A 26,769-nucleotide genomic window follows, 5' to 3' on the forward strand; every position below is an offset into this window, starting at 1 on the left:
GCCCAGCACAGGGTGCTTATCAAGGGGCGGTGCTGAAACTGTGTCCGGCGATGGTGAAAAAGCCGTGCTGTGGCTGGAAAAAATTAACCGGTCCCGGCATATAAGGGCTGGGCCGCGCAACCCTGATTGTGCGGCATTTTGCAATGATATCCGGGGTTGGCATGGAACGAATCCTTTTGGCAGAAGATGAGGATGCGATGCGCGCCTATCTCAAGCGTGCGTTGGAGAAGGCCGATTATCATGTCACCGATGTGGATCGCGGCACCGCTGCAGCACCGCTGCTCGAGCAGGAATATTATGATCTGCTGCTCACCGATATCGTGATGCCCGAAATGGACGGGATTGAGCTGGCGCAGCATTGCGCCCGGGTTTCGCCCAAGACCAAGGTGATGTTCATCACCGGCTTTGCCGCAGTCAGCCTCAAAGCCGGGCAGGCGGCACCCGATGCACGGGTGCTGTCCAAGCCGTTTCACCTCAAGGATCTGGTGCTCGAGGTCGACCGGGCGCTGGACAAGATGGACCCCAGTGGACTCTAGCGTCCGCGCTTTGACAGCAAGCGGTCCACACAACTAAAAAGGCGCTTGCCAAGCATGCAGGCGCTGGCTAGAGACGCAGCCCGGCCCGACGGCCGTGATGATTCATGTGGGCGTATAGCTCAGTGGTAGAGCACTGTGTTGACATCGCAGGGGTCGGAAGTTCAACTCTTCCTACGCCCACCATCATCCCCCTCCAGATAGACCGGTCCTTTGGCGAACGGGGGCTAGGCTTTAGCGAGCGAGCCTGGCGCTTTGCGTTCAACCGCCATGCGTTTGCGTGTGGCTATTGCTCCGCCGCGTGAACTGACGCGGTCGAGCGTCTTGAACTCTGTGGTCCATAGGTCGGCGGTGACATCGCAGATCACATAGCCGCGCTGCGCATTGTGCCATTTCAGACATTCATTCTCAGCCTGTATTGCTTTTGTGTCTCCACGCTGGTCTTCGCCGTCTCCACCTGACGTGATCGAGGTGGCGACGAATTCGGTCGCGAGCGGTTTTGGTTCCGGTCGCTGACCATTCATGTGCAACTCACCGGCATAATTCTGATGCTCGTCTCCGGTGAGGACAACGACGCTGTCGAGGTTCAGATCGCGCAGCTGCCCCAACAGCCTTTTACGCGGGGTGCGATAGCCTGCCCAGCTGTCGAGATTCTCGGTAAGGTCAGGGCCCGGTGACCGGTCAAGGTCCATCATCATGACTTGCTGGGCCAGAACCTGCCATTTGCTTTTCGACGTACCCAGTTTCTCGAACAGCCAGCGCTCCTGCTGCTGTCCCAGCATATCGGCGCCCTCATTCCAGGTGTCGTCGCAGACCATGCCCCATCGGTCGTTACATGGCTGGTTGGTGCGATATTGCCTTGTGTCGAGAATATTGAAGTCAATCAGATTGCCGAAACGGGCCTGGCGATAGAGCTGCATCCAGGCGCCGATGGGCAACGCTGACGCGCGCAAAGGCATATGTTCATAATAGGCCTGCATTGCCATCTGGCGACGCAGTTTGAAAATGGTGTGCGGTGTCGTGTCCTGATCGACATCGCTGGCCCAGTTATTGTCGATCTCATGATCATCCCATGTGACAAACCAGGGTGCGGCGGCATGTGCCGCCTGCAGGTCGACATCCATCTTGTACTGCGCATAACGGCGGCGATAATCGTCGATTGAATATATCTCGGCCCCAAAATGCTGGCGTACTGTCTCTACCGGGCCTTCGCGATAGTTGCGGAAACGGCTGCCGCGCCCTTCATAGATATAGTCGCCATAGCAGAAGACGAAATCGGCCTCCTCACGGGCGAGATAGCGGTGCGCGGTGTAATAGCCCTGCTCGTAATTCTGGCAGCCTGCGACGGCGAAGCGGAGGTGGTCGACTGGCTGTCCGATAGCAGGGGTCGTCTTGCTGTGACCGATGGCGCTACGCTCGCGTCCGGCGATAAAGCGATACCAATAGGGCCGATTGGGCTGGAGCCCGGTGACTTCGACATGGACCGCATGGCCAAGTTCGGGTCTGGCGACAGCAGTGCCCCTTGCGACCACGCCCTGCATCCGCTCATCGCTGGCGACTTCCCACTCCACTTCGACCGGGGCAGCGGGCATGCCATAGCCGATGGCAAGCGGCTCGGGCGCGAGCCGGGTCCAGATCACGAATCCATCGGCTTCAGGTTCGCCCGAAGCGATCCCCAACTGGAACGGATAGGAGAGAAAGGTAGGCGATGCGATGGCACGCGTTCCCGTGACCAGCGCCAGTCCGGCAATGGCTGTGCTGCCAAATGTCATCAGCGCGTGGCGGCGGCTCAATTCCAGCCGTTTGTTGCGATCATCTGTCACCGTAATGGAACCCCTTTGTTCATGCCGATGGCGTTACGCGCGCTATGTTGCAGCCATATTGCGCTACCGGAGTCGGATGACGGCTTCACGGGGTGAAAGCAAGGGCGGACATTCACCACACAGCCTGACGCTACGGCTTGCTGCCTGCCTCTGCCCGGCCACAAAAAGCCGTGGCCAAGGGCGCAAAACTGCGCTTAAACGGCGTCATGCAACTGTCCGATCTTCTCCAGACTGTCCGCGTCAGCGACAGCGCCGCGACCCTGACCGTACCGTCGAGCTGGATGCAGGGCCGCACCAGCTATGGCGGCCTGTCCGCTGCACTGGGCCATCATGTCGCGCGCCAGGTCCTTCCCGATGCACCGCCGCTACGCTCGGCCCAGATCGCCTTTGTCGGCCCGATTGCCGGCGAATGCACCATCAGCGTGGAACTGCTGCGCCGGGGCAAGAACACCGCCTTTGTCAGCGCCCGCACCACATCGGATGCGGGCGTCGGTATGATGACCAGTTTCATCTTCATGAATCCGCGCGCCAGCCATGTCGTATATCACGGGCTGGATCGCAGCGAGGTGCCGCCGATTCCTGCAGCGGACGAGCTTCGCAATGGCCCGGAAGAGTTTTTCACCTATCATTTCGACTATCCCGACAAGCGGCTCGACCTCAGCAAGCGCAGCAGCCGACTTGAGGCATGGCACCGGCTGCGCGATGACGCTGATCATGACGTGATGACCGAATTGCTGTGCATTGGTGACGCGCTGCCGCCTTCGGCCATGGGACTGATGACCGAGTCCGGTCCGGTCAGCTCGATGAACTGGCAGGTCAACCTGCTCACCGACACACCCGAGACCGAAGATGGCTGGTGGCTGTTGACCTCTGAGACGCATCACGCGCAAAATGGTGCCAGCAGCCAATATATGACAGTGCGCAACAGCCGCCTCGAACCGGTCATGACCGGCATGCAGTCGGTAGCACTGTTCGTTTAGCGCAGAGTCGGAAAAGACAGGACATAAGGGAGGAGCCCATCATGAAAACCCGCATTACCGAGATGTTCGGCATCAAGAACCCAATCATCCAGGGCGGCATGCACTATGTCGGTTTCGCTGAAATGGCGGCAGCGGTCTCCAATGCCGGGGGGCTGGGGATCATCACCGGGCTGACGCAGAAGTCCGCCGCCGATCTCGCCAACGAGATCGCCAAATGCAAGGACATGACCGACAAGCCGTTTGGCGTGAACCTGACCTTCCTGCCGGTGGTCAATGCGCCGGACTATGAAGGCATGGTGCGAGCAATTATCGAGGGCGGGGTCAAGGTGGTCGAGACCGCCGGCAACAACCCGCAACAGGTGCTGCCGCCGCTGCAGGGCGCGGGCATCAAAGTGATCCACAAATGCACCAGTGTGCGCCATGCACTAAAGGCACAGTCTATCGGCTGTGACGCGGTCAGCGTTGATGGCTTTGAGTGCGGCGGTCATCCGGGCGAGGATGACGTGCCGAACATGATCCTGCTGCCGCGTGCTGCTGATGAGCTGGAAATTCCATTCGTCTCCTCGGGCGGGCAGGCCGATGGCCGCTCGCTGGTGGCCTCGCTCGCAATGGGGGCCGATGGCATGAACATGGGCACCCGCTTCATCGCCACCAAGGAAGCCCCTGTGCATGACAATGTGAAACAGGCGATCGTTGCCGCATCCGAGCTCGATACCCGCCTCGTCATGCGACCGCTGCGGAACACCGAACGCGTGCTCAACAACGCTGCGGTCGAACAGCTTCTGGAGATCGAGAAGGAGAAGGGCGCCGACCTGCAATTCACCGATATCATCGAGCAGGTGGCGGGCGTTTATCCCTCGATCATGATGGAAGGCGAGATGGACAAGGGTGCCTGGTCGTGCGGCATGGTCGCCGGGCTGATCAACGATATCCCGACCTGTCAGGAGCTAATCGACCGGATCATGGCCGAGGCCGAAGAGATCATCAATCAGCGTCTGGGTGGATTCCTCAAGGCAGCGTAAGGTCAAGCTGCATCATCCAGCCCATTATGGTGTTCCGCCAGGCTTATTGCATGGCGGGTACCATGGGCGTGGTGATGATTATTGTCAGCGTTTTCAAAAAAGTTCTTACTTTCACCGCTAGCTGCCAAAAGATCGCGTTCATTTGGTCTTGCCCGGTGCTAGAATTCTGTCGGCCAGCCACCATGCTAGGGCTGCCCCGACGAACTGGATCAGGACAAACGGAATCGCATCTGTGGCGGAAATTCCGGTAAAGGTGTCGGTGAAAATTCTGGCGATGGTGACAGCCGGGTTTGCAAAAGACGTGCTGGCCGTAAACCAGCAAGCGGCGGTTATAACAAGGGCCACGGCTGCCGGAACTGCGGCAGGTCGTGCCCGCAATGTCATCAGGATTGTGAATATCAAAGCAAAGGTTGCGACCGCCTCCGAGAAAATAAGCGGAACCCCTGAGCGATCTTCGATGGAGACTTGGATGATTGCTTGATCGAACATTGCGTGGGCAGTCAAAGTGCCGATTATGCCGCCAATAATCTGTGCAACAATGAACAGGCCTGCCATTTTCCATGGAAGGTCGCCCCGCAATGCGAAAACGGTGCTGACAGCTGGATTGAGATGCGCGCCGGAAACAGGACCAAGCGTGGTTATAAGCACGTAGAGCATGGCTCCGATGGCGATGACGTTGGCAAGCAAAGCCAATGCGATGTTTCCCGAGGACAGCGTTTCCGCCATTATTCCCGAACCGACAATCGTAGCGAGAAGCAGCCCCGTACCCAGAGCTTCGGCGATGATTTTCTGGGAGCTGTTATAATCCATTTGAGATGCGGCTTCGTCGGTCTGGTTGTTGCTGTCTATACTATCAGAAAACCGGATCTGTCACCTTCCTTTGCAGTCTCGATCTGGGAAGATGGCATTGCGGCAGATGGTGCTCCGGCAAATATCACGGCTAGTTGGTATGACGCCTTCATTCTGTTGTTTTTGCCCAAGCGCGAACTCTGGGATGAAAATTCTCTGATGGGGCCAGCCGCTTTCTTGGCCAAGCCGCAACGCACCATCATAGTCCATGGGATTATTGGAGTCTGACGGTAAACCTATTCAGTCACGCAGCTGAAAAGCAAACACATCCGGGCGCGCATAGTGACCAGCAACATCCATATCGAACTGGCCACGCGTACGATCATTCAGATCGACCTCAGTGGTGAGAATGGTCTCCGCGCCAAATACAGGCCCGGCCAATACTTCACCCATGGGGGAGATGATGCAGGACCCACCGGAGATCAGCACGGTTTCCGGCGTGTTGCCCTGAATGGTGTCAAATTGCTCTGTGCTGAGCGATATATTGCCACGCTCCAGATATTGGCAGGCAGAAAGAACGAAGCTGCGGCTTTCCAGCGCGATCATCTGCATGCTGGGCAGCCAGACTGGTCGGTCATCAACGGTCGAGACACAATAGAAATCCGGGTTGTGCGCATAGTAATGGTTGCGCAGCAACGGCATATAATTTTCCCAGCAGATCGCGCTGACCAGCCGCCCGGCGCTGCTGTCCATTACCGGAAGGTCATTCGCGTCACCCATGCCCCAGATCAGCCGCTCCATCGCCGTCGGCATCAGCTTGCGATGGACACCGAGCAGGCTGCCGTCTTTCTCAAAACCGAAGGTCGAGCAATAGAGCGTGCCGCCGCGCTTCTCGATCACCCCGGTGATGCAGGCCACGTCATTGGCGGCCACGGCCTCGGACAGCGCCTGAAACCGCTCGCTGCCCAGTTCCACCGCATTGTCGACATAGAGCCGGAACAGCTCCCGCCCGGCGGCATCGCGCGACCCGACCCGGGCGCCGAAATCGACGCCCTTGGGATAGCCGCCGATAAAGGCCTCAGGGAAGACCGCCAATTCGCTGCCCACCACTTTGGCCTGTGACAGCCAGTCACCGAATTTTGCGATGGTGGTATCGGTATCGAACGAGTCGCTGCCCGCCTGGACAATAGAGACGGTGCGGGTCTGGTCGGTCAATAGCCTGTCCTCAGGCCGGCTGGATTGCGGCTCTGCGGCTGGTGTAGGCGCTGATCGCGATCAGGGCAAACAGGGTGAAGGCGATAACCGCCAATATGTCCTCCTCGCGCGCGACATTGACCAGCGCTACCGCGAGCAGACCCCAGCACACAGCGCCGGCATAGACCCATGAGCGCGAAAAACGCGTCGCAAATACCGCCAGCACCGCCCATATGCCGAGGATCACCAGCGCCAGCGTCATCGCCGACTGCATCCAGATATTGGGCTGCTCGAAATTGATCGCGACCGACAGACCCGCCGGCGAGGCGACTGTCAGCCAGCCCGCCAGTCCATAGACCGGAGCCAGCGCCCATTGCCGGGCTCTCGACAGCGCAGCAGCCGAGCGCAGATGGTAGATGGCGAAGAGCAACGGCAGTAATATCAGCTCAAGCAGGATGAAACTGAGCCAGCCTGGCCCCAGTGCCGGGGTGAGGATCGCCCAGACCAGATTGGCCCAATAGGAGGCGGTGACATACCAACCGATCCGCTGCAGCATCGGGTCGGCAAGATTGCGGGACAGGCCGTGATAGACGGCAAAGGCGATGGAGCCGAAATAGAGCGGCAGCCAGATGACAAAGGCATAACCCGCCGGGATAAGCACCGTATCGCTGGCGCGAGACCGGCTGGTGATGGTTTCGCCCAGGCCTGCCAGCTCGGGGAAAAAGGCAAACAGCATCTGCCCGACCGCGCCGATGATTAGCAGCGATGCGCGCAAATAGTCCTGCCATATGGGTGCGGCGGGGGCCGGATGGGTCATCGATGCGCCTTTCATGCGTGTGAGTCAGTAATCAGCCAATGATGGCCGACGGCTTTTGTTCCCTGCTGCAACGATTGGGCGCCGCTATATGGCACATGGTCCAGGCTCAGAACCCATTGGTCCTCACACTATGTTTCGTCAGCTCCGCCTGTGCGGGACCGGCGACATAGACAGTCAAATGACAATAAAGAGGCCCATGGATTTGATAGGTTCGGCTCCTAGACAACAGCAATCGCCTCGATTTCAATCATTAAATCAGGTGCTGCCAGCGAAGTGACACCCACAGCAGTAAAGGCGCTCTTATGGCCGTTGAACAGAGCCATTATCGGGCCAAATGCCTGCTGGCTTCTCTCCAGCGTAAAATCGACGACAAACATGCGTGCGGATACGATATTCTCCGGGGTAGCGCCTGCCGCCTCCAGTGCCTTGCCGAGATTGCTCGCAGCAATTGTGGCCTGCTCGGTCAGCGTCGCAGGTGGCGGTGTTCCATCGGGTTGCCACGCCACCTGACCGGAGATGAAAATCATCTTGCCCGGGGTTACGGTGGTGATCTGGGAATAGCCCATGGAAGGGGCATCGGGCAGGGTATCCGGGTTGATCGCTTCGATCGCTGGCATGGAAACTCTCCTATTATAGTTGCAAAATGCAACTTAACAGGAGTGATCAATCGTGTCGACTATTTCCCCTGCCAATTGGGCTTGCGTTTTTCGGCAAAGGCGCGCGCGCCTTCCTTGCTGTCCTCGCTGGCAAAGACCGGGTTGGTGATCGCCGCCTGCTTGTCCCACATCTCGTCGCTGGTCCAGTCGGGGCGTTCATTGATGATCCGCTTGGTGGCTTTCAGCGCCAGCGGGCCATTGGCGGCGACGCGCGCGGCCAGCTCCATAGCCGCGTCGATGGCCGCACCCTCGGTAACGTGGTTGACGAAACCAACCTCATAGGCGCGCCGGGCATCGATGAAGTCGCCGGTCAGCGCCAGCTCCATCGCCATGCGCTTGCCGATGATCGAGGGTAGGGTGAGCAGGCCACCGGCGGCGGCGACCAGCGAGCGCTTGACTTCGGGAATGCCGAACTGCGCCTTGGCATTGGCGACGCACAGATCGCAGGCAATGGCGACCTCCATGCCCCCGGCCAGCGCATAGCCTTCGACCGCGGCGATCAATGGCTTTTCCGGCGGCTGCTGGACGAAGCCGGCAAAGCCATAATCCTTCACAAACGGCACTTCGCCCTTGAGGAAGGCCTTGAGATCCATGCCCGAACAGAAGGTACCGCCGGCACCGGTGACGATCCCGGCATTGAGACCATTATCGTCATCAAGCCGCTGCATCGCGGCGCGTACGCCTTCGGCTACTGCCTTGTTGACGGCGTTTTTGGCTTCGGGGCGGTTGATGGTGATGACAAGGACGCCGTCCTGCTCATCGGTAAGCACTTCAGACATTGGAGGTCTCCTAACTTCTTTTATCTCGTCATCCTGAACTCGTTTCAGGATCTCCTCACATAACGCACCAGATCCCGAAACAAGTTCGGGATGACGATGTGTACTAGAACAGCAAATCGGCCAGCTTGGCACGGTGCCAGGCACCGTCGCCATGTTGCGAGGCGTGCCAGATGGCGGCGCGGCGATAAAGTTGGGCATCGCAATCATGGGTGAAGCCGAAGCCGCCATGGAACTGGATTGCCCGGTCTGCGGCGAAACCATAGACCTTGTCGCACGCCGCCTTGGCCATGCGCGTCGCGATCTCGCCCATGCCCTGATCGTTGAAGCAATGCGCCGCCGAATAGACATGGCTGCGCGCCTTTTCATAATCGACATAGGCATTGGTGATCGGGTGTTTGAGCGCCTGATACTCGCCAATGGTCTTGCCGAACTGTTTGCGGGTTTTGAGATAATCCAGCGTGTAGTCGATCACTGCCTGGGTGCCGCCCGCCATTTCCGCCGCTTGCAGCAGCACGGCGGTAAGATGGATATGCTCGAAACTGGTTTTGGTTTTGGCCTCGTCAAGCAGCGCAGAGGCGGGCAGGGTGATACCATCCAGCTTCAGCGCATAGGTACGGCGGGTTTCGTCGATGATGGTCTCGCGGCGCAGCGCACTGTCGGGCAGCGCGTCTTGCGGGATGATGACGAGACGCGGCGCGCCATCCAGCGTTACCGAGGCGATGATAAGTTCTGCCTGCGCGGCATAGGGCACCAGCAGCTTCTCGCCACTGAGCGTGACAGTGTCGCCGCTCTGACTGGCGCTGGCGGTGATATTGTGCAGGTCCCAGTCACCATGCGCTTCATTGAGCGCCAATGTCGCGACTGCGCCTTCTGCGATCCTGGGCAGATATTCTTCCTGCTGCGCCTCAGTGCCACCTGCAACCAGTGCCTGTGCGGCCAAGCTGGTGTCGGCGAAGGGCGTGGTCATCAGTCGGCGGCCCATTTGCTCCACAATCGGCACGACCTCGCCCAGTGACAGTCCCACGCCGCCCTGCGCTTCGGGGATGGCGATGGCGAGCCAGCCGAGCTCGGCAATTTCTTGCCAGACATCGCCGTCATAGCCCTGTGCATCGTCGAGCAGGGTGCGGACTTTTTCGATGGGGGATTTCTCGGCGCAGAAGCTGGCCGCGACATTCATCAGCTCGATCTGCTCTTCGGAATATCCGATAGACCCTAGATTTTCCATGATATCCTCTGTTCTATTCTTATTGCCGTCATTGCGAACCCGGAGGGTGAAGCAATCCAGAGTCGCTTGCGCCTGGTTCACTGGATTGCCGCGTCGCTTCGCTCCTCGCAATGACGATTGATTCTTGCTTTAGCGCCCTTTGGGCAGGCCCAGCACATGCTCGGCGACGATATTGCGCTGAATCTCCGATGTGCCGCCGCCAATGGTGGCGGAGAAGCTGTTCAAATAGCTGCGGTGCCAATAGCCATCATCGACCGCATTCTCGTCGCCGACATAATAGCCGGCCCTGCTTCCCTGAAAGGCCAGAGAAAATTCGGTCAGATCGCGGATCATTTCGGTGCGCGCCAGCTTGTTCATCATCGCCAGACCCATGGGCCGGTCCTGATTGAGCGGCGCCATGCGGCGGCGCTGGTTGTTGAGGTTGAGCGCCTGGATTTCCATCATCTGCTCGACCATCTTGTCGCGCATCACCGGATCGTCGAGCAAAGGCTTGCCCGCGCGTTCCGCTTTACGCGCCAGATCGACCACGCCCATCGCGTCGAGTTCCTTGATATAATAGCCGCCCGCCGGATTGACCTTGGCGCCGCGCTCATATTCGAGCGTTTTCATCGCCACCATCCAGCCATCACCTTCCTTGCCGACCAGCCCTTCGGCGGGCACGCGGGCATCGGTGAAGAAGGTCTGGACAAAGCCATATTCGCCGGTGAGCTTCTTGATCCGCCTGGTCTCGATACCGGGGATTTTCATCGGAATCAGGAAGAAGCTTAGACCTGCATATTTGTTCGGGCCGTCATTGCTGGTGCGTGCCAGCAGGATCATATATTTGGCGCGGTCGCCGAGCGAGGTCCAGATTTTCGAGCCGTTGAGGACATATTCATCGCCGTCCCGCACGGCTTTCAATTGCGCACTGCCAAGGTCGGAGCCATGTTCCGGCTCGGAGAAACCCTGACACCAGATGTCCTCTGCGCTCAACATCCCTTTGATATATTTCTTTTTATCTTCCTCACTGCCGATATCCATCAGCAGCGGTCCGGCCCAGCCAATGCCGATGGCGTTGAGGATGATCGGGCCGTCATATTTCTTCATCGCCCGGGTGGCGACGCGCTGGAAGTCCGGGTGCATCCCATGGCCGCCATATTCGGATGGCCAGCTGGTGCCGAGATAACCCGCTTCATAGACCTTGCGCTGCCAGTCGCAGAGGAAATCAAACTGTTCATCGGTGCTGACTTCCATAAAGGTCAGCGGCAGCATGAAACCGGGATCGGTGACGGTGTTCTCCTTGAACCAGGCATCGGCCTGGGCCTCAAAGTCCTTCAGCTCCGCCTCGCTCGGCTTGGACATAATGCTCTCCTGCTGATTCTTTTGTGCATTTAATCGTTCGATTAAACTGGAGAATGCGGGAGGCTGGCAGCAATGTCCAGAGGGATTTGAGGATGGATAGACTAGCTGTTGATCCACCAGCGGATCAGATAGGCCACCACGCCGATAAACGTGACGCTGGCACCCCAGATCAATGCCATCCAGCCCAGCCGCTTCCACAGCGGCGTATTGGCGGCGGGGTCGGGGGGTAGCGGGGTATTGCGTTTAGCCATTAGAGCGTTTCCGAGATTGCAAGATTCGCCTGCTTCTCCCTCTCCCTGACGGGGAGAGGGTCGGGGTGAGCGTCCTGGCCATCAGCATGGCACACCCTCACCCAACCCTCTCCCTCGAGGGAGAGGGCTAATGATCCGTGCAATATCAGAACCTTTCTAATGATAGCCCGCGTCCGATACTTTGCCGCGGAACACCCAGTAGGCCCAGCCGGTATAGGCCAGGATGACCGGTACGATGATGACCGTACCGACCAGCATGAACAGCTGGCTGCTGGGGTCGGTGGCGGCATCCCAGATGGTGATGCTCTCCGGTACGATATAGGGAAACATCGAGATACCCAGACCGATCATTCCCATCAGGAACAGCGCCAGCGTGAGCAGGAAAGGGGTATATTCCTGTCGCTTTTTGAGGCCGCGAAACAGCAGTACCGTGATGATCAGCGTCAGCAACGGCACTTGCGCGGTGAAGATGATGTTCGGGAAATCGAACCAGTGCCGCCAATATTCCGCATCAAGAAATGGCGTGGTGAGACTGACCAGCCCGAGCAGCAGCAGCGTTGCCGGAAACAGCCGCCAGCTGAGCCAATAGGCGCGCTCCTGTATCGGGCCGTCGGTCTTCATAATCAACCAGGTGCTGCCGAGCAGAGCATAGCCAACCGTCGTGCCGACACCGGTGAGCAGACTGTAGGGCGACAGCCAGTCAAGCCAGCCACCTGCATAGTTGCGGCCTTCAACCTCAATGCCCTGGAGCAGCGCGCCCAGAGTAATGCCCTGACACAGCGCCGCGACCAGCGATCCGGCGGTAAAGGCAAAGTCCCAGAACTTCTCATGCCCTGGGTCACGCCAACGGCCTTCAAAGGCGACACCGCGCAAAACCAGGCCGAGCAGCATCGCGGTAATCGGCGGATAGACGGCGGGTAGGATCACCGCATAGGCCAGCGGAAAGGCAGCAAACAGCCCGCCTGCGCCGAGCACGAGCCAAGTTTCATTGCCATCCCATACCGGCGCGACCGAGTTCATCGCCTTGTCGCGCTGCGCTTTGTCTTTCAGTGTCGGGAAGATAATGCCGATGCCAAGGTCAAAGCCGTCCAGAACGACGTAGAGGAAGACGGCAAAGGCGATGATAAACGCCCAGATCAGCGAGAGGTCAATGGTCAAGGCACATACCTCTCATTACCGTTCGCACTGAGCTTGTCGAAGTGCCGTTCTTTTTTCGAGTAAGTACAGTCCTTCGACAAGCTCAGGACGAACGGGTTTTGATGGCGTAGGCAACTACTCATGCCGGTTGCCCCGCCAGATTATTGCCCGAGCGCATTCCAGCGGTGCGGATCGGGCCCTTTTCGGCCACTTCTTCCTTGCCGGTCACCGGCTTGTGCATCAGGCGCAATATGTACCAGGTACCGGCGCCGAACATGATGAAATACGTCACCACGAACGCCAGCAGTGATGCGCCGACAGCTGGTGCATCAAGTGGTGAGACGCTTTCTGCCGTGGTGAGCGCACCATAGATGGTATAGGGCTGGCGACCGACTTCGGTGGTCACCCATCCGGCAATGACAGCAACAAAACCGCTTGGGCCCATCAGCAACGCCCATTTGTGCAGCCATGGCCAGTCATAGAGCTTTTTGCGCCAGCGTGCGAACAGGCTGACCGCGCCGATCAGCATCATCAACAGCCCCAAGCCGACCATGATACGGAACGACCAGAAGACGATGCCCACAGGCGGTTGTTCGTCATCGGGGATGGTGTCGAGGCCTTCCAGCGGTGCGTCGAGATCATGTTTGAGGATGAGCGAGGACAATTTGGGAATGCCAAAGGCCCAGTCGAGCCGTTGTTCGTCGTCATTGGGAATGCCGAAGAGATAAAGCGGCGCGCCTTCTGCATGGCTTTCATAATGGCCTTCCATCGCCATCACCTTTTGCGGCTGATGCTCCAGCGTGTTGAGGCCGTGCATGTCACCGGCGAAAATCTGGATCGGCGCTACCAAAGCCGCCATCCACATCGCCATGGAGAACATTTTGCGCGCATGCGGTTCGGCCTTGTCGCGCAGCAAATGCCAGGCCCCGACCGCGCCGACGACAAAGGCGGTGGTGAGATAGGCCGCCAGCACCGTGTGCACCAGGCGATAGGGGAAGCTGGGACTGAAGATGATCGCCCACCAGCTCTCACCGGGCACGAACTGGCCATTTTCGGCAATCTCATAGCCGACTGGCGTCTGCATCCAGCTATTGACCGAGAGGATCCAGAAGGCGGAGATACAGGTGCCAATGGCGACCATCAGCGTTGCGGTAAAGTGCAGTTTGCGTCCGACCTTGTCCATGCCGAACAGCATCACGCCGAGAAAACCGGCCTCAAGGAAAAAGGCGGTGAGTACCTCATACGCCATGAGCGGTCCGATCACCGGTCCCGCCTTGTCGGAGAATACCGACCAGTTGGTGCCGAACTGATAGGACATGACGATACCTGAGACGACGCCCATGGCGAAAGCGATGGCGAATATCTTTCGCCAATATTTGAACAGGTCAAGATAGAGCGTTTTGCCGGTTTTCAGCCACAGCCCCTCGAGCACCGCCAGGAAACTCGCCAGACCGATAGAGAAGGCGGGAAAGATGAAATGAAAGCTGACGGTGAAGGCAAATTGTATTCGCGCGAGCAACAGGGCGTCGAGACCATCGAACATGCAATATCTCCGTTGCAGGCTTATATGGCGCTGCATTACGGCAATTACGAGGCAGCGCGCGGTAAGTTCCGTTGCGAAAGGATAAGAGTGAGTTGCAGAACGTGCAACTGCTATCCTCCCCGCTCGCGGGGAGGTGGACCAGCAAAGCCGGTAGAGGGGGCGGGCAACCCTGCACAGCGCAATTGGAGGCCCTCCGTTTCGCCTTCGCTAAAGCTATTGCGAGCCACTTCTCCGTGAACAGAGAAGATGCCTAACCTTCGCGCCCGATAATGATCGCGCTGCGCTGCTCATCGACAATGCTGCGCGCGGCATCTTCGGGGATGCCGATGCTGGTCAGCAGCCGTTCGCACAGCTCCAGACTGGCCTCAACCGTCTCGGGTACCGCATTGGTTGCGCCATGGTCGAGCAAGTGGCGTGCATGGTCGACATCGCGGGCGCGGGCCATGATCGGCACATGCGGCCAGTTGCCCTTGACCGTCTTTATCAGCGGTGCGGCAGAACCCGGCTGGTCCATGGTGGTGGCAAAGGCGGCGGCGCTTTCGATGCCGAGATGGGTAAGCAATTCGGGCTGGCTGGCATCGCCAAAATAGACATTAGCTCCTGCCTGGCGTTCACGATCGACCAGCGCCGGGTCATTGTCGATGGCGACATAGGGGATACGCTGCTCATCTAACAGCTGGGCCAGCATCTTGCCGACCCGGCCAAAGCCGCCGATGATCACCGGATGCTCGTCATCGATTGGGGCATCGCTGCCCGGCATATCGGCATTGCGCGTGCGGATTGCTTCGCCCAACTGCCGGCCGGCAATGGCGAGGAACGGCGTGAGGAACATCGTGACCACCACCACCAGCAAAATGAACCGCGCCGCATCGGGATCGAGCAACGACAGCGACAGCGCGGCGGTGATGACGACAAAGGCGAACTCACCGCCCTGGCTCATCAGCACGGCAGTTTCGGCGCTGACATCTTTTGGCAGGCGGAACGCCCGGGCGAGGCCATAGAGAATGCATCCCTTGAGCAGCAGCAGCCCGACAACCGAGAGCAGCACCATCTCGATATCGGTCCAGACCGCGACGATATCGAGGCTCATGCCGACCGAGATGAAGAACAGGCCGAGCAACAGGCCCTTGAACGGTTCGATATCGGCGGCGATCTGGTGACGATATTCGGTCCCGGCGAACAGCAGCCCGGCAAGGAATGCGCCGAGCGCCATCGATAGCCCCGCCTGGGCGGTGACCGCAGCGGTGACCAGCACCAGCAACACGACCGCGGCCATGAACACCTCGCGGCTGCCGGTGCTGCCGACAAAGCGCAGAAATGGCCTCACGATCATCCGCCCGATCAGGAAGATGGCGGCGATGACCAGCACCGCCTGGCCGATGGCCTTGCCGGCAGCCAGCGCCATTGATCCCTCGACCGTGGCACCGGCGACGCCGACAAAGAACAGGATTGGCACCACCGCAAGGTCCTGCAACAGAAGAACGCCGAAGCTGGCGCGACCGGCCGGGGTGCTGAGGCGACGGCTTTCGGTAAGCAACTGCATCACCAGCGCGGTTGAGGAGAGGGCTAGGCACAGGCCGAAGGTCGTCGCAGCGACCAGCGCATTGCCATACCAGTAAGCGATGGCACCAATAGCCAGCGCGCTGACGGCAACCTGCGCGCCACCAAAGCCAAACACCAGCCGCCGCATCCCCCATAGCTGTGCAACCGACAGTTCCAAGCCGATGGTGAACAGCAGAAAGACCACGCCCAGCTCGGCAAATTGGCGCACGCCCTCCAGATCGCTGAACACCATATATTCCAGCACCGGCGTCTCCCCGACCAGCCGGCCGACGCCATAGGGCCCGATAACCAGCCCGACGAAGAGAAACCCAAGCACCGGGCTGACTCCGAGCCGCCGCACCAGCGGCACCACCAGTCCGGCAGCGACCAGAAAGACGATGATTTCACGCAGATAGGGAATTTCGGGATGCACGGCATTGTCCCTTTGGGCGGTGCGTTGCGACTGTCAGGGCGCTACAAAACTCGCCCCTGGCTGTCAAAAGGCCAGCCTTATTCTATCACGCAGCACATCAAGCTTCTATCGCCTGCATCAGATAGCACAGACAATCCTGGCGGATGGCATCGTGGCTGAAACTGATCATCGACGGGGTGCTGTCGCGACTGAGCCGGATCGTGCCCCCATCATAGCGGAAAAATTCTTCTGTAAGGTCTTGACCATGTTCGTCTACCACCCGGAGCGGCGATTGTGCGCGGCGACTGGTGCCCCAGACATGACCCGCAGGCAAATGGGTGAAATTCAGCCCTGCCAGTTCGGGCTGCAGGCTGAGGTCGGCGGCTTCGTAGCTGTCGCCGCCATCAAAGGATATGGTGCAATCGGGCGCGATCACCACGCGGCCCACTGTCTCGAACAGCCGGGTCGGCTCCTCAAGCGGGGTGGTGGCAAAGGCATCGAGCGCCAGCACCCGGTCGATCAGCCGGATCGCCGCCTCCAGGCCTGATTCATCGCCGCTCTGGCCGCATTCCAGCGTTATTGCCGGGCACAGTTCGGCAAAGGCGATGGATTGGGTGGTGCTGGGGTTGCGGTAGAACACGCTTAAAGGTCCGAAAAGCGAGGCCAGATGCAAGTCGGCAGGGCGCAGTGTATTGACACAGCCATAATGCGGATTGGTGCCGCTATTATTGTGAATGTCGATGCTGGCGAACAGATTGCCGCGCCGGACAATGTCGATCACCGATTGCGCCAGCGCATGATAGTCGGTGGTGCCATGTGCCCAGATACGGTTGAAATCCTCCTGGCCCTCCAGCATCCGTACACCCGCCGCAGTGGCATCGACATTGCCGATAAAGATCATCAGATTGCGTCTTGGCTTCACATTGCGAAAGCGCTGCTCAAGATATTGCAGCACCTGAAAGCTGGTGGTCTCATTGCCGTGCAGCAGGGTGGAGATAAACAGCGTCTCGTCGCGACCGCCCTCCAGCGCGATCAGCGTCGGGCGCTCGAACAGCTGCTTGATATCGCGCGGACCGATATTGGCGAGTTCGGGCGGAATATAATCGATCAGATCAGGGTGCATTATTCTTTGTGGGTCAGGCGGGTCAGATCGTCCATTCATGCACCGGCTTGCCCGTCCGCTGCATCTCGACATAACGCTGTGTCAGTGCCTGATAATTGGTGCCATGGCAATTGACAAAACTGCGTTGCCATGCGGCGCCGGTCTGGCCGTTGCGCAGCCGGTCGTCCAATATGTCATTGAAATAGATGTTGAGATCGCCCTTGTCGATCCCCGCTTTTGTCAGCGCGTCACAGGCCATGGGGATCAGGTGATCGAGCAGCAGCGCCTGGACATTCACCGTCTTCCCGGCCCAGCGGACATCGGCGTGCAGGCCATGGCGGGCACAGGCGTAGAAATTGGCGCGCGCATCCTCGAACGGGGTTTCACTCTCGGGTGGAGTCTCGGCTTCGGCCAGCGCCAGCATCAGGCCATGGCACAGCGCCAGATTGGCGACAGTGTCGGCGATGCTGGGGCCGGCGGGCATTACCCGGTGCTCGATGCGCAGATGCGGTGATCCCGCACCGTCAAAGCCCAATATCGGCCGTACCCAGCGCCATATGGTGCCATTCTGGAGTCTCAGATGCGGCAGCTTGCGGTCATCATCGGACAGTGCTGGCAGCAGGTCGCCATAATGCATGTTGAGCAGGAACAGCTCGAGGAACGACTCTTTCAGATAGCCGGTGCCAAGCGTCACCCGCTGGGCATTGCGGCCGCTGGGCTCGCGGAAATTGTCCATGCTGGTTGCCTGTTCAAAAGCAGGGATGCGCGTCTCGTCCCATAGCGACTTGCTGAACAGGAACGGCGAATTGGCGGTCGCCGCCACCAGCGGGCCAGAGATCAGAATACCGGCATTATACAGCCGCACTGCATCACCCTGGTTTACCTTGAGATGCGATTGCAATGAGGTGCACGCCGCCTCCAGCATCAGATCCTCGGCGACATAATCGAGCGTATCATAGCCCTTGATGGTGATATGCAGCGGCTGATGGTCGCGGCGTCGGAAAACCTCGCGATTAAGCGCGCGATAGCGTTCGGAATCCGACATCCAGTCGGGTTTCAGCATCTCGTTGCGGATGGTCGGCAATATGCCGATCATTACCGGGGAGAGATCATGCGGCCGCCCGGCGCGCTCGCATTTCTGCCAGCTGAGTGACAGGTCATTCTGGGTCTGGAACAGCATATCCCTGGTCAGGGTGCGGATGGGGGCGTTGAGCTCGAAATTGAACTTGGAAAGCTCGGTAACGATGTCCGGGTCATCGGCGGTGGCGATGAATTCGGCATTTTGCGGCGCCGGCAGGCAATCGGTATCGGTCAGCCAGCCTTCCAGCTCCAGCCCGACCGTGGGCACATCGTCCTGATCAAAAGCGCGCTCGTCAAACCATTGCTTCAACGTCGCCGTTTCGCGCCGCAACCGGTTGCGAAATTCCTCGCGGTCAGCGGCGGTGAAATCCGCGTCGTCAATTTCCTGCCCCATAAGCGCGCGTCCCTGCCTATCGACTTAAACGGTAATTGAAGCCGATCTGCGGAGAGGATGCAATATGGAAGAATGGTGGACGCACTAGGGTTCGAACCTAGGACGCGCTGATTAAGAGCGTGGCTTAAGCTCTTGTTATATTGTTGTTAATGACCTCATTTCGTTCAGAAATCATGCGGTTGAGGTGCGCAGTTTGTCGCAGGCTCTTTCAGGTCCAAGCAGGCAAGTTCAGGAGTTTGTGACCCCAGAGAGACCCATTGCAGGACACAGATATATCTCGTGATAAAGTCTGAAGAACGCCGATCGGTATCTAAGTGCTAAATGACCATTTCATCTATAAAGCGCATAGCTAACAACGGTTTGAGGCCTCTACTATAAGCCACGACTAGAAGGGCTTAAGAGCATCTTTCCTGCAATAGTCTCTATTAAAACAACTAACATGCACCGCTGTGAAGCGGTGCTTTTAGCTTAATCAAATGGCTACTGAACTTACGTTATTCCGCAGGCTGTAAGCTAGGATCAACATCAGGTTCGATGATTTCTGATGCCTTTTTGGCGCGGCGCAAATCGATCGGCCGGCTGGCCGGCATTTTCATTGCGACGGCGCAGATTATCGCACCAAAAATGAGGAACGCAAGATCGAACCAGGCTGATACGCTGGCTGCGGTACCGAAAGCGGACCAGAGGAAGTCACCTGTGGCTAGTCCATTGCTGATCGGCAGCGCGAGCATGGTGAGACCGGTTGCCGCCAAAAGCTCACGTGCGGTGCGATACTGATTGCTCCGCGTAAAGGCGAAGACCAGTGTCGCCAGCCAGACGATGAAGAAAGCGCTAATGACGCTGCTCATCCGACCGGCTTCCGCGCCCCAGTAGAATTTGTCAAAGTGCAGGATAGCGACGCTGGCCAGTGGCATGCCGCCGCAAACGCCGGTGGTCAGTGCGCTGAGACGGCGATAGAATTTCTCGCTCTTATTGCCTTCACCGCCATGCAGTCGCCGTTCGACCCACATCATATTGCCCAGCGCGGCCATGACAGCAATCGCCATGCCCATCAGGAAATAGCCGATCTTCAGTGCGATACCGCCAAAAATCCCGTAATGCAGCGGTGAGAGTGCCGCCAGGGTGCGGGGCAATGGCTTGGTGGGAGACAGGAATTCGGGCGTGGGCAGCGCTCTGCCATCCACGGCGCTGATCTTGTGCTGATCATAATAGACCAGACGATCATCAACCGGGTAGTTGATAGTGTACGCGGCATTGGCGTCGCCCCAATTCTCGACATTGATGGAAACGGCTTTTGCACCCGTCTCGGGATGAGGGATAGTGAGTGCCTGATCGACGGGCATCATTTCTGCCTCGATACCGGCTTTTTCCGCTACGCCCAGGCCAATGGCCTCGACGAGCTTTTCGGTATCGCCCTTGACGGTGATTGCGGCCAGCAAGGGTGCCAGCAATGCTATGACGCCAAGATAAGCCCCGGTAAAGGCAATCATCGAAGAGAAAGGCACAGTCCAAAGACCGAAGACCTTGTGCGTATCCTGCCATTTCAGCCGTACCGATTTGAGATAGCGCAGCGAGAACAGCTCCTTGGTAATCTTGGTGTGCGCGATGATCCCGGTCAGCACGAGCAGCATGAACGCGATGCCGACAATGCCGACAATGGCGCGTCCGACAGTGCGGCCACCCAGCACTTCGGGCCATGAGAGATCCCGATGCAGGTCATAGAGGAAGCGGTTGGCGCCTTCTTCGCGTGTCGCGATTGCCGCGCCCGTATTCGGGTCCCAGCGCTGGCGCAAAAATTCGATCTCGCCATCCTCGCCCCGCAGGTTGAGAAAGCCCTCGAAAAAGTCCTGATGGCGGTTGCCCGGCGCTGTGAAACCGACATAGGTGACTTCACGTCCGTCCATATTCTCGGCAAGCCATTCGGTGAAAACGCCATGCATAATGACCGGTTGCTCGGTCGGCTCAATCCGCGCGGCCGGGTCTTCCCAGCCCCTGAACTCATTGTAGAAAAGCGCTATCGATCCGGTGAAGCAAACCACAAACAGCATGATACCGAGCGCAATGCCGGTCCAGCTGTGCATGTCGTAAATACGGATCTGACGTTCGCGATTGGCCATGGCGGGGACGGTCCTCTGGTCTGTCGGATGAATTACACTGGCGGTTCACTTAGCAAAATTATGGCGGTGCTGATAGCGCTAATGCCAATCATTACTGACAAAACCCGCCATTTTGAGGGGTTCCAGTAGAGCCAGAACTGTAACCCTACCCAGATGAACGGGGAAATCAGCGCGACGATCAGAACCCTGTCAGCAAATCCCCATGGGCCGATCATGACAAAGGCCGAACAGACGGCCATTGTCGTGATGAAGGCCCAGATAATGGCACCGGTGAGGCGCGGGCCTTTCCAGGTGAAGAAGGCGAGTGCCAGAACCACCGCTGCGATAATGCCAATAACCACCGGGCTCATGCGGCGCCTCCCATGAACAGCAGAGCACCGGTTGCCAGACCGATCACCGCCGATGCAACTGTGCTGGGAAAATGCAGTTTCGGCCATAACGCCGATATCAGCAGACCGGAGATTCCAGCGACCACGAAAACCGCCAGCCATAGTGGGATGCCCAGCTCCCAGCCATAAATTTCGGCCAACGTCATCAGTGCTGCGATGGCAAATGCCCAGCCGGCAGCATGCACAGCGCGTCGCGCCGCCAGCGAGTTTTTGAGCGCAGGAAATGTCGTGCGGTGTTTGCCTGCCTGATAAAAGGCATAGCAGCCAATATAGAGCAGCGCAGTGGCGAAGAGCAGCATCATGGCAGGCCTTAGAACCCTCCGACCAAGCGCACACCGAACACTTGTGGTGGACCTGCAATATTGACGGCTCCCACAACCGTATCGACGCTGTTGAAGGTAAGGAATTCCTCATTCAGAACATTGGTGCCGAATAGCTCAACGCGGAAGTCGTCGGTTTGGTAGCCCACGATCAGATCGACGACCATATTGCTGTCATTTACCGCATCTGGCTCATTGCCGATGAGTGCAAAGCTCTCATCGGTGAACCGAAAACGGCCATTGGCGAAAAAGCCACTGTCATGCGTGTACCGTGCCCCACCATTGATGGTCCAGCGTGGTGCAAAGGTGAATTGGTTGCCGGTAAAGTCTATGCTGACTGGACCCAGATCGCTCTGGGCTTCTGTAAATTGCGTGTCGGTAAAGCCGACGCCAACATTGAAGGTCAGCTCATCGGTTGGCTGGGCAAACATTTCGACTTCAAAGCCGAATAGTTCCGATGCCCCGGCATTGTCGGTAAGGTTGTCGAGCGGATTAGCCGAGAGCTGTACCGTGACCTGCTGATCGGAATAATCGATAAAGAAGACATTTGCGTTTAGTGTCACTTTGCGATCAGCAAATTGTGAGCGGAAAGAGAATTCATAGTTGGTCGAAAATTCAGGATCAAAGGTGTTGATGATCGCATTAGCTTCCAGCACTTCCTGGTCGGTTGCATCGCCACCACCTGGTATCGGCAATGCTCCGCGGAAAGCGTTAACCGATACACCTCCGGCGCGATAAGCTCGCTGTACACTGAAGCTGGTGGATACATCGTCCGACCAGTCATAGGTAATGACGCCTTTGGGCAGGAATGCGCTGAAATTATTCTGTGCATTATTGATCGTGACAGCGCTGGTGAACTGGCTTGCAAGCAGCTGCAACGCGCCATCAACAATGGGAACGCCGGTTTCGCCAATCGGTGGTACGCCGGTGAAATTGAGCACGGACTGAGTGATGCTCTCATCATCATAGCGAGCACCTACGGTAATAGAGAGGCGGTCGGTCAACTTGTAGTTGACCTCACCGAAGAATGCGAAATTCTCAATATCTGTGGGGTTGTCGGCGGCAAAATCGACCTGAAAGCTAGGAACACTGGCGACTGCTGTATCTCGAACAAACTGGCCTTGGCCAATCTGAATTGGGTTAGGTGCCGGTGTCTGAAACAAGAGGCTGGCAATGGTGCCCGCATCAGGGAGTGCCAAATCGGTATCGACTACGGCAGAACTGGTATTCTCAAATGCGCTGCTGCTGTCAAAATAGTAAAAACCCAGCAGACCGGTCAAACGATCATCAGGGCTGACATAGGACAACCGCAATTCCTGACTGAAGACCTCGTCATTTGTACTGTTGTTGCCAACCGTAATATCGCCGCCGGTTTCATCGCGCGAGGTGTCTAGAAAGGTTATGTTGCTGCTTTCGATATAGCCGGTAACTGCCGTCAGCGAGAGGCCATCCGCGATATCAATATTGGCTTCAAATGAAAAAATATCGGCACGGGTTTCGGTCAGACTCTGAATATTCTCAAAATTCAGCCGGTCAGGCGGGAAAAATGTATCATCTATCCGCCCCTCGCCCTGATTGGCATCGATGTAGGTGTAGCTGGCAATAAACTCGAAACCTTCGGCGGGCGTAAGGCGCGCCTTGGCCCGGATTGTTGCGGCTTCCTGTGCGTCAGACTCATCGGTGTTCAGCGTTGGGTTGAAGATAAAACCATCGCTGCTGGTGTAATCGCCAGAAACGCGCAGCGAGAGCAAGTCCTGCACCACCGGTACAGTTAGCGCCGCCGAGCCACGAAAGGTGTCGAACTCGGCATAGGAAATCTGGCCCTGACCGGAAAAATCATTGCCCGGATCAATCGTATTTATAACAATGGCACCCGCCAGCGCATTACGCCCCTGAATTGTCGATTGTGGACCGCGAAAAATCTCGACGCTGGAAACATCGAACAGGTTGAGCGCGCCGCCAGCGGTAAACAGCGCGCTGGGTATGAAGACCCCGTCAATATAGACTGTTGACGTATCGCTGGTAGTTTCCCCCAGGCCAGCACCAGCATTACGGATACCGCGAATGGTGATAACCTCTTCACCGAAGCCGGTATTCACATTGGCAGTCTGATTCAACAGATCGGCAAGATCGATAAAGTTCTGCTCGTCGATGGTTTCCTCATCAAAAACTTTTACCGAAGCGGCAGTATCCTGGAGTGATCGCGTGATCTTCTGCCCGGTGACGATAACGACATTCTCATCATCAAATTCGTCTTGCGGCTGGTCGTCAGCAATAGGCGTAATAGCTTGATCCTGTGCCTGCGCCGTCCCGGCAAAACCGGCCAGCGCGATGATCGCTGCTCCAGCCATACAGTAGCTGCGCTTGGTTGATACAGATTTGGACACACTCAATTCCCCAGAAATTCCCACTCGGCCGTGAAGGGCAAAGGCCTTCCCGATTCGGTAAAGCTAATAACGAGAATGATTTGCAATAACAATGGAGAGATGTCTTGTTCATGCTTTTTGCAACACAGCCGTCTTTCTGTCGCTATTTTGTCACAGAAACCCGGCTGTGTTGCAGGCACATTGTCGTATCTCTTCTCTCGCCGATTGGGTCGGGTCAAAAACCTGCGCGAATCTGCACGCCGTAAACGCCCTCGGTTCCGCCTTGACCCTGATTGAATTGCGGGTTGACGAAAGTGGTGAAATCATTGCCGAAGGCATTGTTGGCGAAGACAGAAATGCTGAACTTCTCATATTGATAACCGATGCGCGCATTGACCACGGCGAAGCTCTCCGAGAATTGTCCCGGCAAGTTCAGATTATCGGAAAATTGCCCATTCTGGTAATTCACATTGGCGTTGGCAAAGATACCCGAAGGATGCTCAAACTGAGCGCCCAATGAGCCCGACAATTCCGGCGAAAAGCGGAACTGGTTACCCGCCAGATTGGTGCCGTCGCCGACAGGGAAATCGAGGAATTCGGTACGGTTATATCCCAGCGCACCATTGAGACGCAGCGTGTCCGTTAGAACGATAACAAGCTCGCCTTCAAAGCCGTAAAGCTCGCTCTGCCCCGCATTGACGGTGGCAAAAAGTGTGCTGGGATCGAGACCGTCCGGGATCTGACCTGCAAGCTCTGGAAAAGCAGCCAGCAACGGCACCTGCACCTGCTGGTCGGTCCAGTCGAGATAGAAAGCATTCGCATTGAGGGTGATACGTCCATCCAAAAAGCTGGTGCGAAGCGAGAATTCGTAGTTGTTTATGAACTCAGCATCAAAAGTTATGGTGTTGCCAAGAACATTCTGTTCGGCGCCTCCAGAACGATAACCGCGCGAATAGGTGAATCCGGCCGAAATACGATCATTAAAATCATAAACGATCTGCGCCTTGGGAAGGAACGCGTCAAATTCGGTATCGGCCAATGTATCCGGGTTGGTAAGTGTCGGGCCAGGAGTGATAATCGTGGCGCTGCTGGTGGCCACACGTACTGTTTCGTTGTCGTAACGCAGGCCGAGGAGCAGCCGTAAATTATCTGTTGCCTGCCATTCCACCTCACCGAAGAACGCGAAGTTTTCAGTCGCCTCATCGGTATTGCTGACAATGTTGATAATGGAATCTGGCGCGGCACCGAAAATGAAACCGGGAAACTCTCCCACCACAGCTGTAGCAGCATCGATGTTAGCGTAGAAGCCGCCTAGCAGCACATTCCAGTCATCTGCGGGTGTAAAGACGGCCCGCAATTCCTGAGTGAAGGACTCGATTTCATTGTCCTGGGTGAAGAAACCCAATGGCTGCGATGTGCCGTCACCATCCTGATTACGCCCGCTTTCAGAATCGACATAGCTGGTGATGGAGCTCAGCGACACAGTATCGCTGGGGTCCCAGTCAATCCGGCTGCCAAACAGCCAGCTTTCATCGAAGCGGCGCTGCGGGCTGTCGAGACTGTTCACCCGCTCACCAGTGGCTTCGAAAGTGTCCAACTCAAAGCCCTGAAAAACCGTTCCCACAGAGTCAGCATAGATACCCGTTAGCTTGACCGAGAGATTGCCGGTCGGCTGGAACAGCAGCTTCAGCCTTGCCAGTTCGTCGTTATTCCCTGCAACCTCATCGCTGTCGAGCGTCGGGTTGAAGACGAAACCATCGGCCTCCTGATGGTCATAGGAAATGCGGAAGGCGAGAACGTCTTCGATGATAGGGCCGCCGACTGCAGCGGAATATTGCCGCGTATCGAAATTGGCAAAAACGGCCTGTGCATCAGCGGTAAATTCATAACCGGGGTCTTGGCTGTAAAGCAGGATAGCCCCTGCTAATGCGTTGCGACCCTGCACGGTAGATTGTGGGCCGCGAAAGACCTCGATGCGATTAAGATCCCATGCGCCCGTGGGAGAGAGCAGATTCTGCTGCGTTGTTGTCAGTGGGATGTCATCGATATTGACCGTCAGTGTCAGATTGGAACTGATGGTGTTGAGACCAGCATCGACGCCATTTTGCGCAATGCCGCGAATGGTAAAGCCGGCATCGCCAAAGGCACTGTTCACATTGGGGATACGGTCCAGCAACTGTTCCAGATTGGGCGTATATGTGCTTTCAATGTCATCTCTGGTAACAACGACGATGCTTGACTGCGTATCCTGGACCGAGCGTTCCCGCTTCTCGCCGGTCACGATAACAAGGTTTTTGTCATCTGTATCGGCAGCTTCTTCGCTTGGTGCTGTCTCTGCAGCTTGCAGCTGGAGGCCCTCAACACCGGTACTCGCGACCGCCACCGATGGGCAGGTCAATATGGCCAATGTGGCTACGCCACATTTCAACATCTCTGATTTTTTCATGCATATCTTCCTTTATGCGATGCAAATTAAGGGGATTCAGCGGGCGCAATGTCACGCCCTGGCAGCGTGTCGACAAATTCCCGGACCGTACGCTGGATCGAAAAAATTGCTGCCCTGGGCATCATGTCGCGCAGCATGGCGTGAAAGCGCTGGCTGTCATTCTTGATCGTTGCCGTGACCAGATCGACGATCAGCACTTCATCATAAGTCGTGGTGTAGCAAAAAGGTCGGTGGACAATGAGAGATTCCGGCCATGCTGCAACAATGGTGCGTAGCATATTCATGAATGTGCCAACGCTGTGCGCACTGCCGAGATATTGCGCCAGATGGCCGCAGCAGCAACGCCCTTCCACATTCGCCAGAACACAAGTGCGCAATGCGAGGATCAGCGCTTTTTGGCCCTCCGACATGTCGGCGAGTGGCTTTGTCCAGCATAGCTTGTCGACAACAGATTGGGATGTACTCGGCATCTTTCTCTTCTCCTTGCGCATATTTCATCCGACGCGACGGA

23 protein-coding genes and 1 tRNA gene are annotated in these 26,769 nt (G+C 57.4%); 4 read left to right on the forward strand and 20 right to left on the reverse strand.

The annotated features are described in order from the left end of the window. Positions 1 to 161 precede the first annotated feature (161 nt). Positions 162 to 536 carry a response regulator gene (locus tag AAFX04_03785; protein ID MEO1044541.1) on the forward strand — a complete coding sequence of 125 codons (375 nt, stop codon included), beginning with the start codon at positions 162 to 164 and terminating at the stop codon, positions 534 to 536. Between the two features lie 108 nt (positions 537 to 644). Further along, positions 645 to 719 (forward strand) — tRNA-Val (locus AAFX04_03790). A 41-nt stretch (positions 720 to 760) separates the two neighbouring features. Here AAFX04_03790 and AAFX04_03795 read toward each other — a convergent pair. Continuing rightward, the gene (locus tag AAFX04_03795; protein ID MEO1044542.1) at positions 761 to 2,305 is read right to left on the reverse strand and encodes an alkaline phosphatase D family protein; all 1,545 of its coding nucleotides are present in this window, start codon (positions 2,303 to 2,305) and stop codon (positions 761 to 763) included. A 257-nt stretch (positions 2,306 to 2,562) separates the two neighbouring features. Between AAFX04_03795 and AAFX04_03800 the strand changes: the two genes are divergently transcribed. Both AAFX04_03800 and AAFX04_03805 read left to right on the forward strand, forming a co-directional pair. Continuing rightward, positions 2,563 to 3,336, forward strand: coding sequence for a thioesterase family protein (locus tag AAFX04_03800; GenBank protein MEO1044543.1), 774 nt, complete (start codon positions 2,563 to 2,565; stop codon positions 3,334 to 3,336). 41 nt (positions 3,337 to 3,377) lie between these two features. Then, positions 3,378 to 4,358, forward strand: coding sequence for a nitronate monooxygenase family protein (locus AAFX04_03805; GenBank protein MEO1044544.1), 981 nt, complete (start codon positions 3,378 to 3,380; stop codon positions 4,356 to 4,358). A 138-nt stretch (positions 4,359 to 4,496) separates the two neighbouring features. Here AAFX04_03805 and AAFX04_03810 read toward each other — a convergent pair whose 3' ends face one another. The 19 genes from AAFX04_03810 to AAFX04_03900 form a co-directional block, all read right to left on the reverse strand. Then, entirely contained in the window at positions 4,497 to 5,168 is a 672-nt protein-coding gene (locus tag AAFX04_03810; protein MEO1044545.1) for an MIP/aquaporin family protein, read from the reverse strand. A gap of 279 nt (positions 5,169 to 5,447) precedes the next feature. After that, positions 5,448 to 6,362, reverse strand: a complete 915-nt coding sequence (locus AAFX04_03815) for a carbon-nitrogen hydrolase family protein (GenBank protein MEO1044546.1) — start codon at positions 6,360 to 6,362, stop codon at positions 5,448 to 5,450. Between the two features lie 10 nt (positions 6,363 to 6,372). Further along, entirely contained in the window at positions 6,373 to 7,158 is a 786-nt protein-coding gene (locus AAFX04_03820; GenBank protein ID MEO1044547.1) for a hypothetical protein, read from the reverse strand. A 218-nt stretch (positions 7,159 to 7,376) separates the two neighbouring features. After that, complete coding sequence (locus tag AAFX04_03825) at positions 7,377 to 7,775, reverse strand: RidA family protein (protein ID MEO1044548.1); 399 nt, start codon at positions 7,773 to 7,775, stop codon at positions 7,377 to 7,379. Between the two features lie 59 nt (positions 7,776 to 7,834). Beyond that, positions 7,835 to 8,593 carry a crotonase/enoyl-CoA hydratase family protein gene (locus AAFX04_03830; GenBank protein MEO1044549.1) on the reverse strand — a complete coding sequence of 253 codons (759 nt, stop codon included), beginning with the start codon at positions 8,591 to 8,593 and terminating at the stop codon, positions 7,835 to 7,837. Between the two features lie 103 nt (positions 8,594 to 8,696). Beyond that, complete coding sequence (locus tag AAFX04_03835) at positions 8,697 to 9,818, reverse strand: acyl-CoA dehydrogenase family protein (GenBank protein ID MEO1044550.1); 1,122 nt, start codon at positions 9,816 to 9,818, stop codon at positions 8,697 to 8,699. Positions 9,819 to 9,947: 129 nt separating this feature from the next. After that, complete coding sequence (locus AAFX04_03840) at positions 9,948 to 11,159, reverse strand: acyl-CoA dehydrogenase family protein (GenBank protein ID MEO1044551.1); 1,212 nt, start codon at positions 11,157 to 11,159, stop codon at positions 9,948 to 9,950. Positions 11,160 to 11,260: 101 nt separating this feature from the next. Continuing rightward, positions 11,261 to 11,410: a DUF2474 domain-containing protein gene (locus tag AAFX04_03845; GenBank protein MEO1044552.1), complete on the reverse strand. Its 150-nt coding sequence runs from the start codon at positions 11,408 to 11,410 to the stop codon at positions 11,261 to 11,263. 156 nt (positions 11,411 to 11,566) lie between these two features. After that, on the reverse strand, positions 11,567 to 12,568 hold the full coding sequence (cydB, locus tag AAFX04_03850; protein MEO1044553.1) for a cytochrome d ubiquinol oxidase subunit II: 1,002 nt from the start codon (positions 12,566 to 12,568) through the stop codon (positions 11,567 to 11,569). 118 nt (positions 12,569 to 12,686) lie between these two features. Continuing rightward, the gene (locus tag AAFX04_03855; GenBank protein MEO1044554.1) at positions 12,687 to 14,090 is read right to left on the reverse strand and encodes a cytochrome ubiquinol oxidase subunit I; all 1,404 of its coding nucleotides are present in this window, start codon (positions 14,088 to 14,090) and stop codon (positions 12,687 to 12,689) included. A gap of 250 nt (positions 14,091 to 14,340) precedes the next feature. Then, positions 14,341 to 16,065: a cation:proton antiporter gene (locus AAFX04_03860; protein MEO1044555.1), complete on the reverse strand. Its 1,725-nt coding sequence runs from the start codon at positions 16,063 to 16,065 to the stop codon at positions 14,341 to 14,343. A gap of 97 nt (positions 16,066 to 16,162) precedes the next feature. Continuing rightward, positions 16,163 to 17,167: a M14 family metallopeptidase gene (locus tag AAFX04_03865; protein MEO1044556.1), complete on the reverse strand. Its 1,005-nt coding sequence runs from the start codon at positions 17,165 to 17,167 to the stop codon at positions 16,163 to 16,165. Positions 17,168 to 17,189: 22 nt separating this feature from the next. Then, complete coding sequence (locus AAFX04_03870) at positions 17,190 to 18,620, reverse strand: hypothetical protein (protein ID MEO1044557.1); 1,431 nt, start codon at positions 18,618 to 18,620, stop codon at positions 17,190 to 17,192. Between the two features lie 494 nt (positions 18,621 to 19,114). Beyond that, entirely contained in the window at positions 19,115 to 20,737 is a 1,623-nt protein-coding gene (locus AAFX04_03875; protein MEO1044558.1) for a PepSY-associated TM helix domain-containing protein, read from the reverse strand. A gap of 32 nt (positions 20,738 to 20,769) precedes the next feature. Further along, a complete protein-coding gene (locus AAFX04_03880; GenBank protein ID MEO1044559.1) occupies positions 20,770 to 21,087 on the reverse strand; it encodes a hypothetical protein in 318 nt (105 codons plus the stop codon). Then, on the reverse strand, positions 21,084 to 21,428 hold the full coding sequence (locus AAFX04_03885; protein ID MEO1044560.1) for a hypothetical protein: 345 nt from the start codon (positions 21,426 to 21,428) through the stop codon (positions 21,084 to 21,086). Before AAFX04_03885 ends, AAFX04_03880 begins: the two co-directional genes overlap by 4 nt. Positions 21,429 to 21,436: 8 nt before the next feature. Then, on the reverse strand, positions 21,437 to 23,857 hold the full coding sequence (locus AAFX04_03890) for a TonB-dependent receptor (GenBank protein ID MEO1044561.1): 2,421 nt from the start codon (positions 23,855 to 23,857) through the stop codon (positions 21,437 to 21,439). Positions 23,858 to 24,047: 190 nt separating this feature from the next. Then, positions 24,048 to 26,258 carry a TonB-dependent receptor gene (locus tag AAFX04_03895; protein MEO1044562.1) on the reverse strand — a complete coding sequence of 737 codons (2,211 nt, stop codon included), beginning with the start codon at positions 26,256 to 26,258 and terminating at the stop codon, positions 24,048 to 24,050. Positions 26,259 to 26,284: 26 nt separating this feature from the next. Next, positions 26,285 to 26,728, reverse strand: coding sequence for a hypothetical protein (locus AAFX04_03900; GenBank protein ID MEO1044563.1), 444 nt, complete (start codon positions 26,726 to 26,728; stop codon positions 26,285 to 26,287). Positions 26,729 to 26,769: the final 41 nt, after the last annotated feature.

It is taken from the genome of Pseudomonadota bacterium, from assembly GCA_039818985.1.
In the GTDB taxonomy this organism is placed as follows: Bacteria; Pseudomonadota; Alphaproteobacteria; order Sphingomonadales; family Sphingomonadaceae; genus Alterisphingorhabdus.

Bases quoted from the DNA above. Each gene is read 5' to 3' on its own strand.
- AAFX04_03875 (MEO1044558.1), bottom strand. From the start codon at position 20,737: ATGGCCAATCGCGAACGTCAGATCCGTATTTACGACATGCACAGCTGG.
- AAFX04_03845 (MEO1044552.1), bottom strand. From the start codon at position 11,410: ATGGCTAAACGCAATACCCCGCTACCCCCCGACCCCGCCGCCAATACG.
- AAFX04_03785 (MEO1044541.1), top strand. From the start codon at position 162: ATGGAACGAATCCTTTTGGCAGAAGATGAGGATGCGATGCGCGCCTAT.
- AAFX04_03830 (MEO1044549.1), bottom strand. From the start codon at position 8,593: ATGTCTGAAGTGCTTACCGATGAGCAGGACGGCGTCCTTGTCATCACC.
- AAFX04_03895 (MEO1044562.1), bottom strand. From the start codon at position 26,258: ATGAAAAAATCAGAGATGTTGAAATGTGGCGTAGCCACATTGGCCATA.
- AAFX04_03805 (MEO1044544.1), top strand. From the start codon at position 3,378: ATGAAAACCCGCATTACCGAGATGTTCGGCATCAAGAACCCAATCATC.
- AAFX04_03835 (MEO1044550.1), bottom strand. From the start codon at position 9,818: ATGGAAAATCTAGGGTCTATCGGATATTCCGAAGAGCAGATCGAGCTG.
- AAFX04_03870 (MEO1044557.1), bottom strand. From the start codon at position 18,620: ATGGGGCAGGAAATTGACGACGCGGATTTCACCGCCGCTGACCGCGAG.
- AAFX04_03795 (MEO1044542.1), bottom strand. From the start codon at position 2,305: ATGACATTTGGCAGCACAGCCATTGCCGGACTGGCGCTGGTCACGGGA.
- AAFX04_03900 (MEO1044563.1), bottom strand. From the start codon at position 26,728: ATGCCGAGTACATCCCAATCTGTTGTCGACAAGCTATGCTGGACAAAG.
- AAFX04_03880 (MEO1044559.1), bottom strand. From the start codon at position 21,087: ATGAGCCCGGTGGTTATTGGCATTATCGCAGCGGTGGTTCTGGCACTC.
- AAFX04_03825 (MEO1044548.1), bottom strand. From the start codon at position 7,775: ATGCCAGCGATCGAAGCGATCAACCCGGATACCCTGCCCGATGCCCCT.
- AAFX04_03855 (MEO1044554.1), bottom strand. From the start codon at position 14,090: ATGTTCGATGGTCTCGACGCCCTGTTGCTCGCGCGAATACAATTTGCC.
- AAFX04_03885 (MEO1044560.1), bottom strand. From the start codon at position 21,428: ATGATGCTGCTCTTCGCCACTGCGCTGCTCTATATTGGCTGCTATGCC.
- AAFX04_03810 (MEO1044545.1), bottom strand. From the start codon at position 5,168: ATGGATTATAACAGCTCCCAGAAAATCATCGCCGAAGCTCTGGGTACG.
- AAFX04_03800 (MEO1044543.1), top strand. From the start codon at position 2,563: ATGCAACTGTCCGATCTTCTCCAGACTGTCCGCGTCAGCGACAGCGCC.
- AAFX04_03820 (MEO1044547.1), bottom strand. From the start codon at position 7,158: ATGACCCATCCGGCCCCCGCCGCACCCATATGGCAGGACTATTTGCGC.
- AAFX04_03865 (MEO1044556.1), bottom strand. From the start codon at position 17,167: ATGCACCCTGATCTGATCGATTATATTCCGCCCGAACTCGCCAATATC.
- AAFX04_03840 (MEO1044551.1), bottom strand. From the start codon at position 11,159: ATGTCCAAGCCGAGCGAGGCGGAGCTGAAGGACTTTGAGGCCCAGGCC.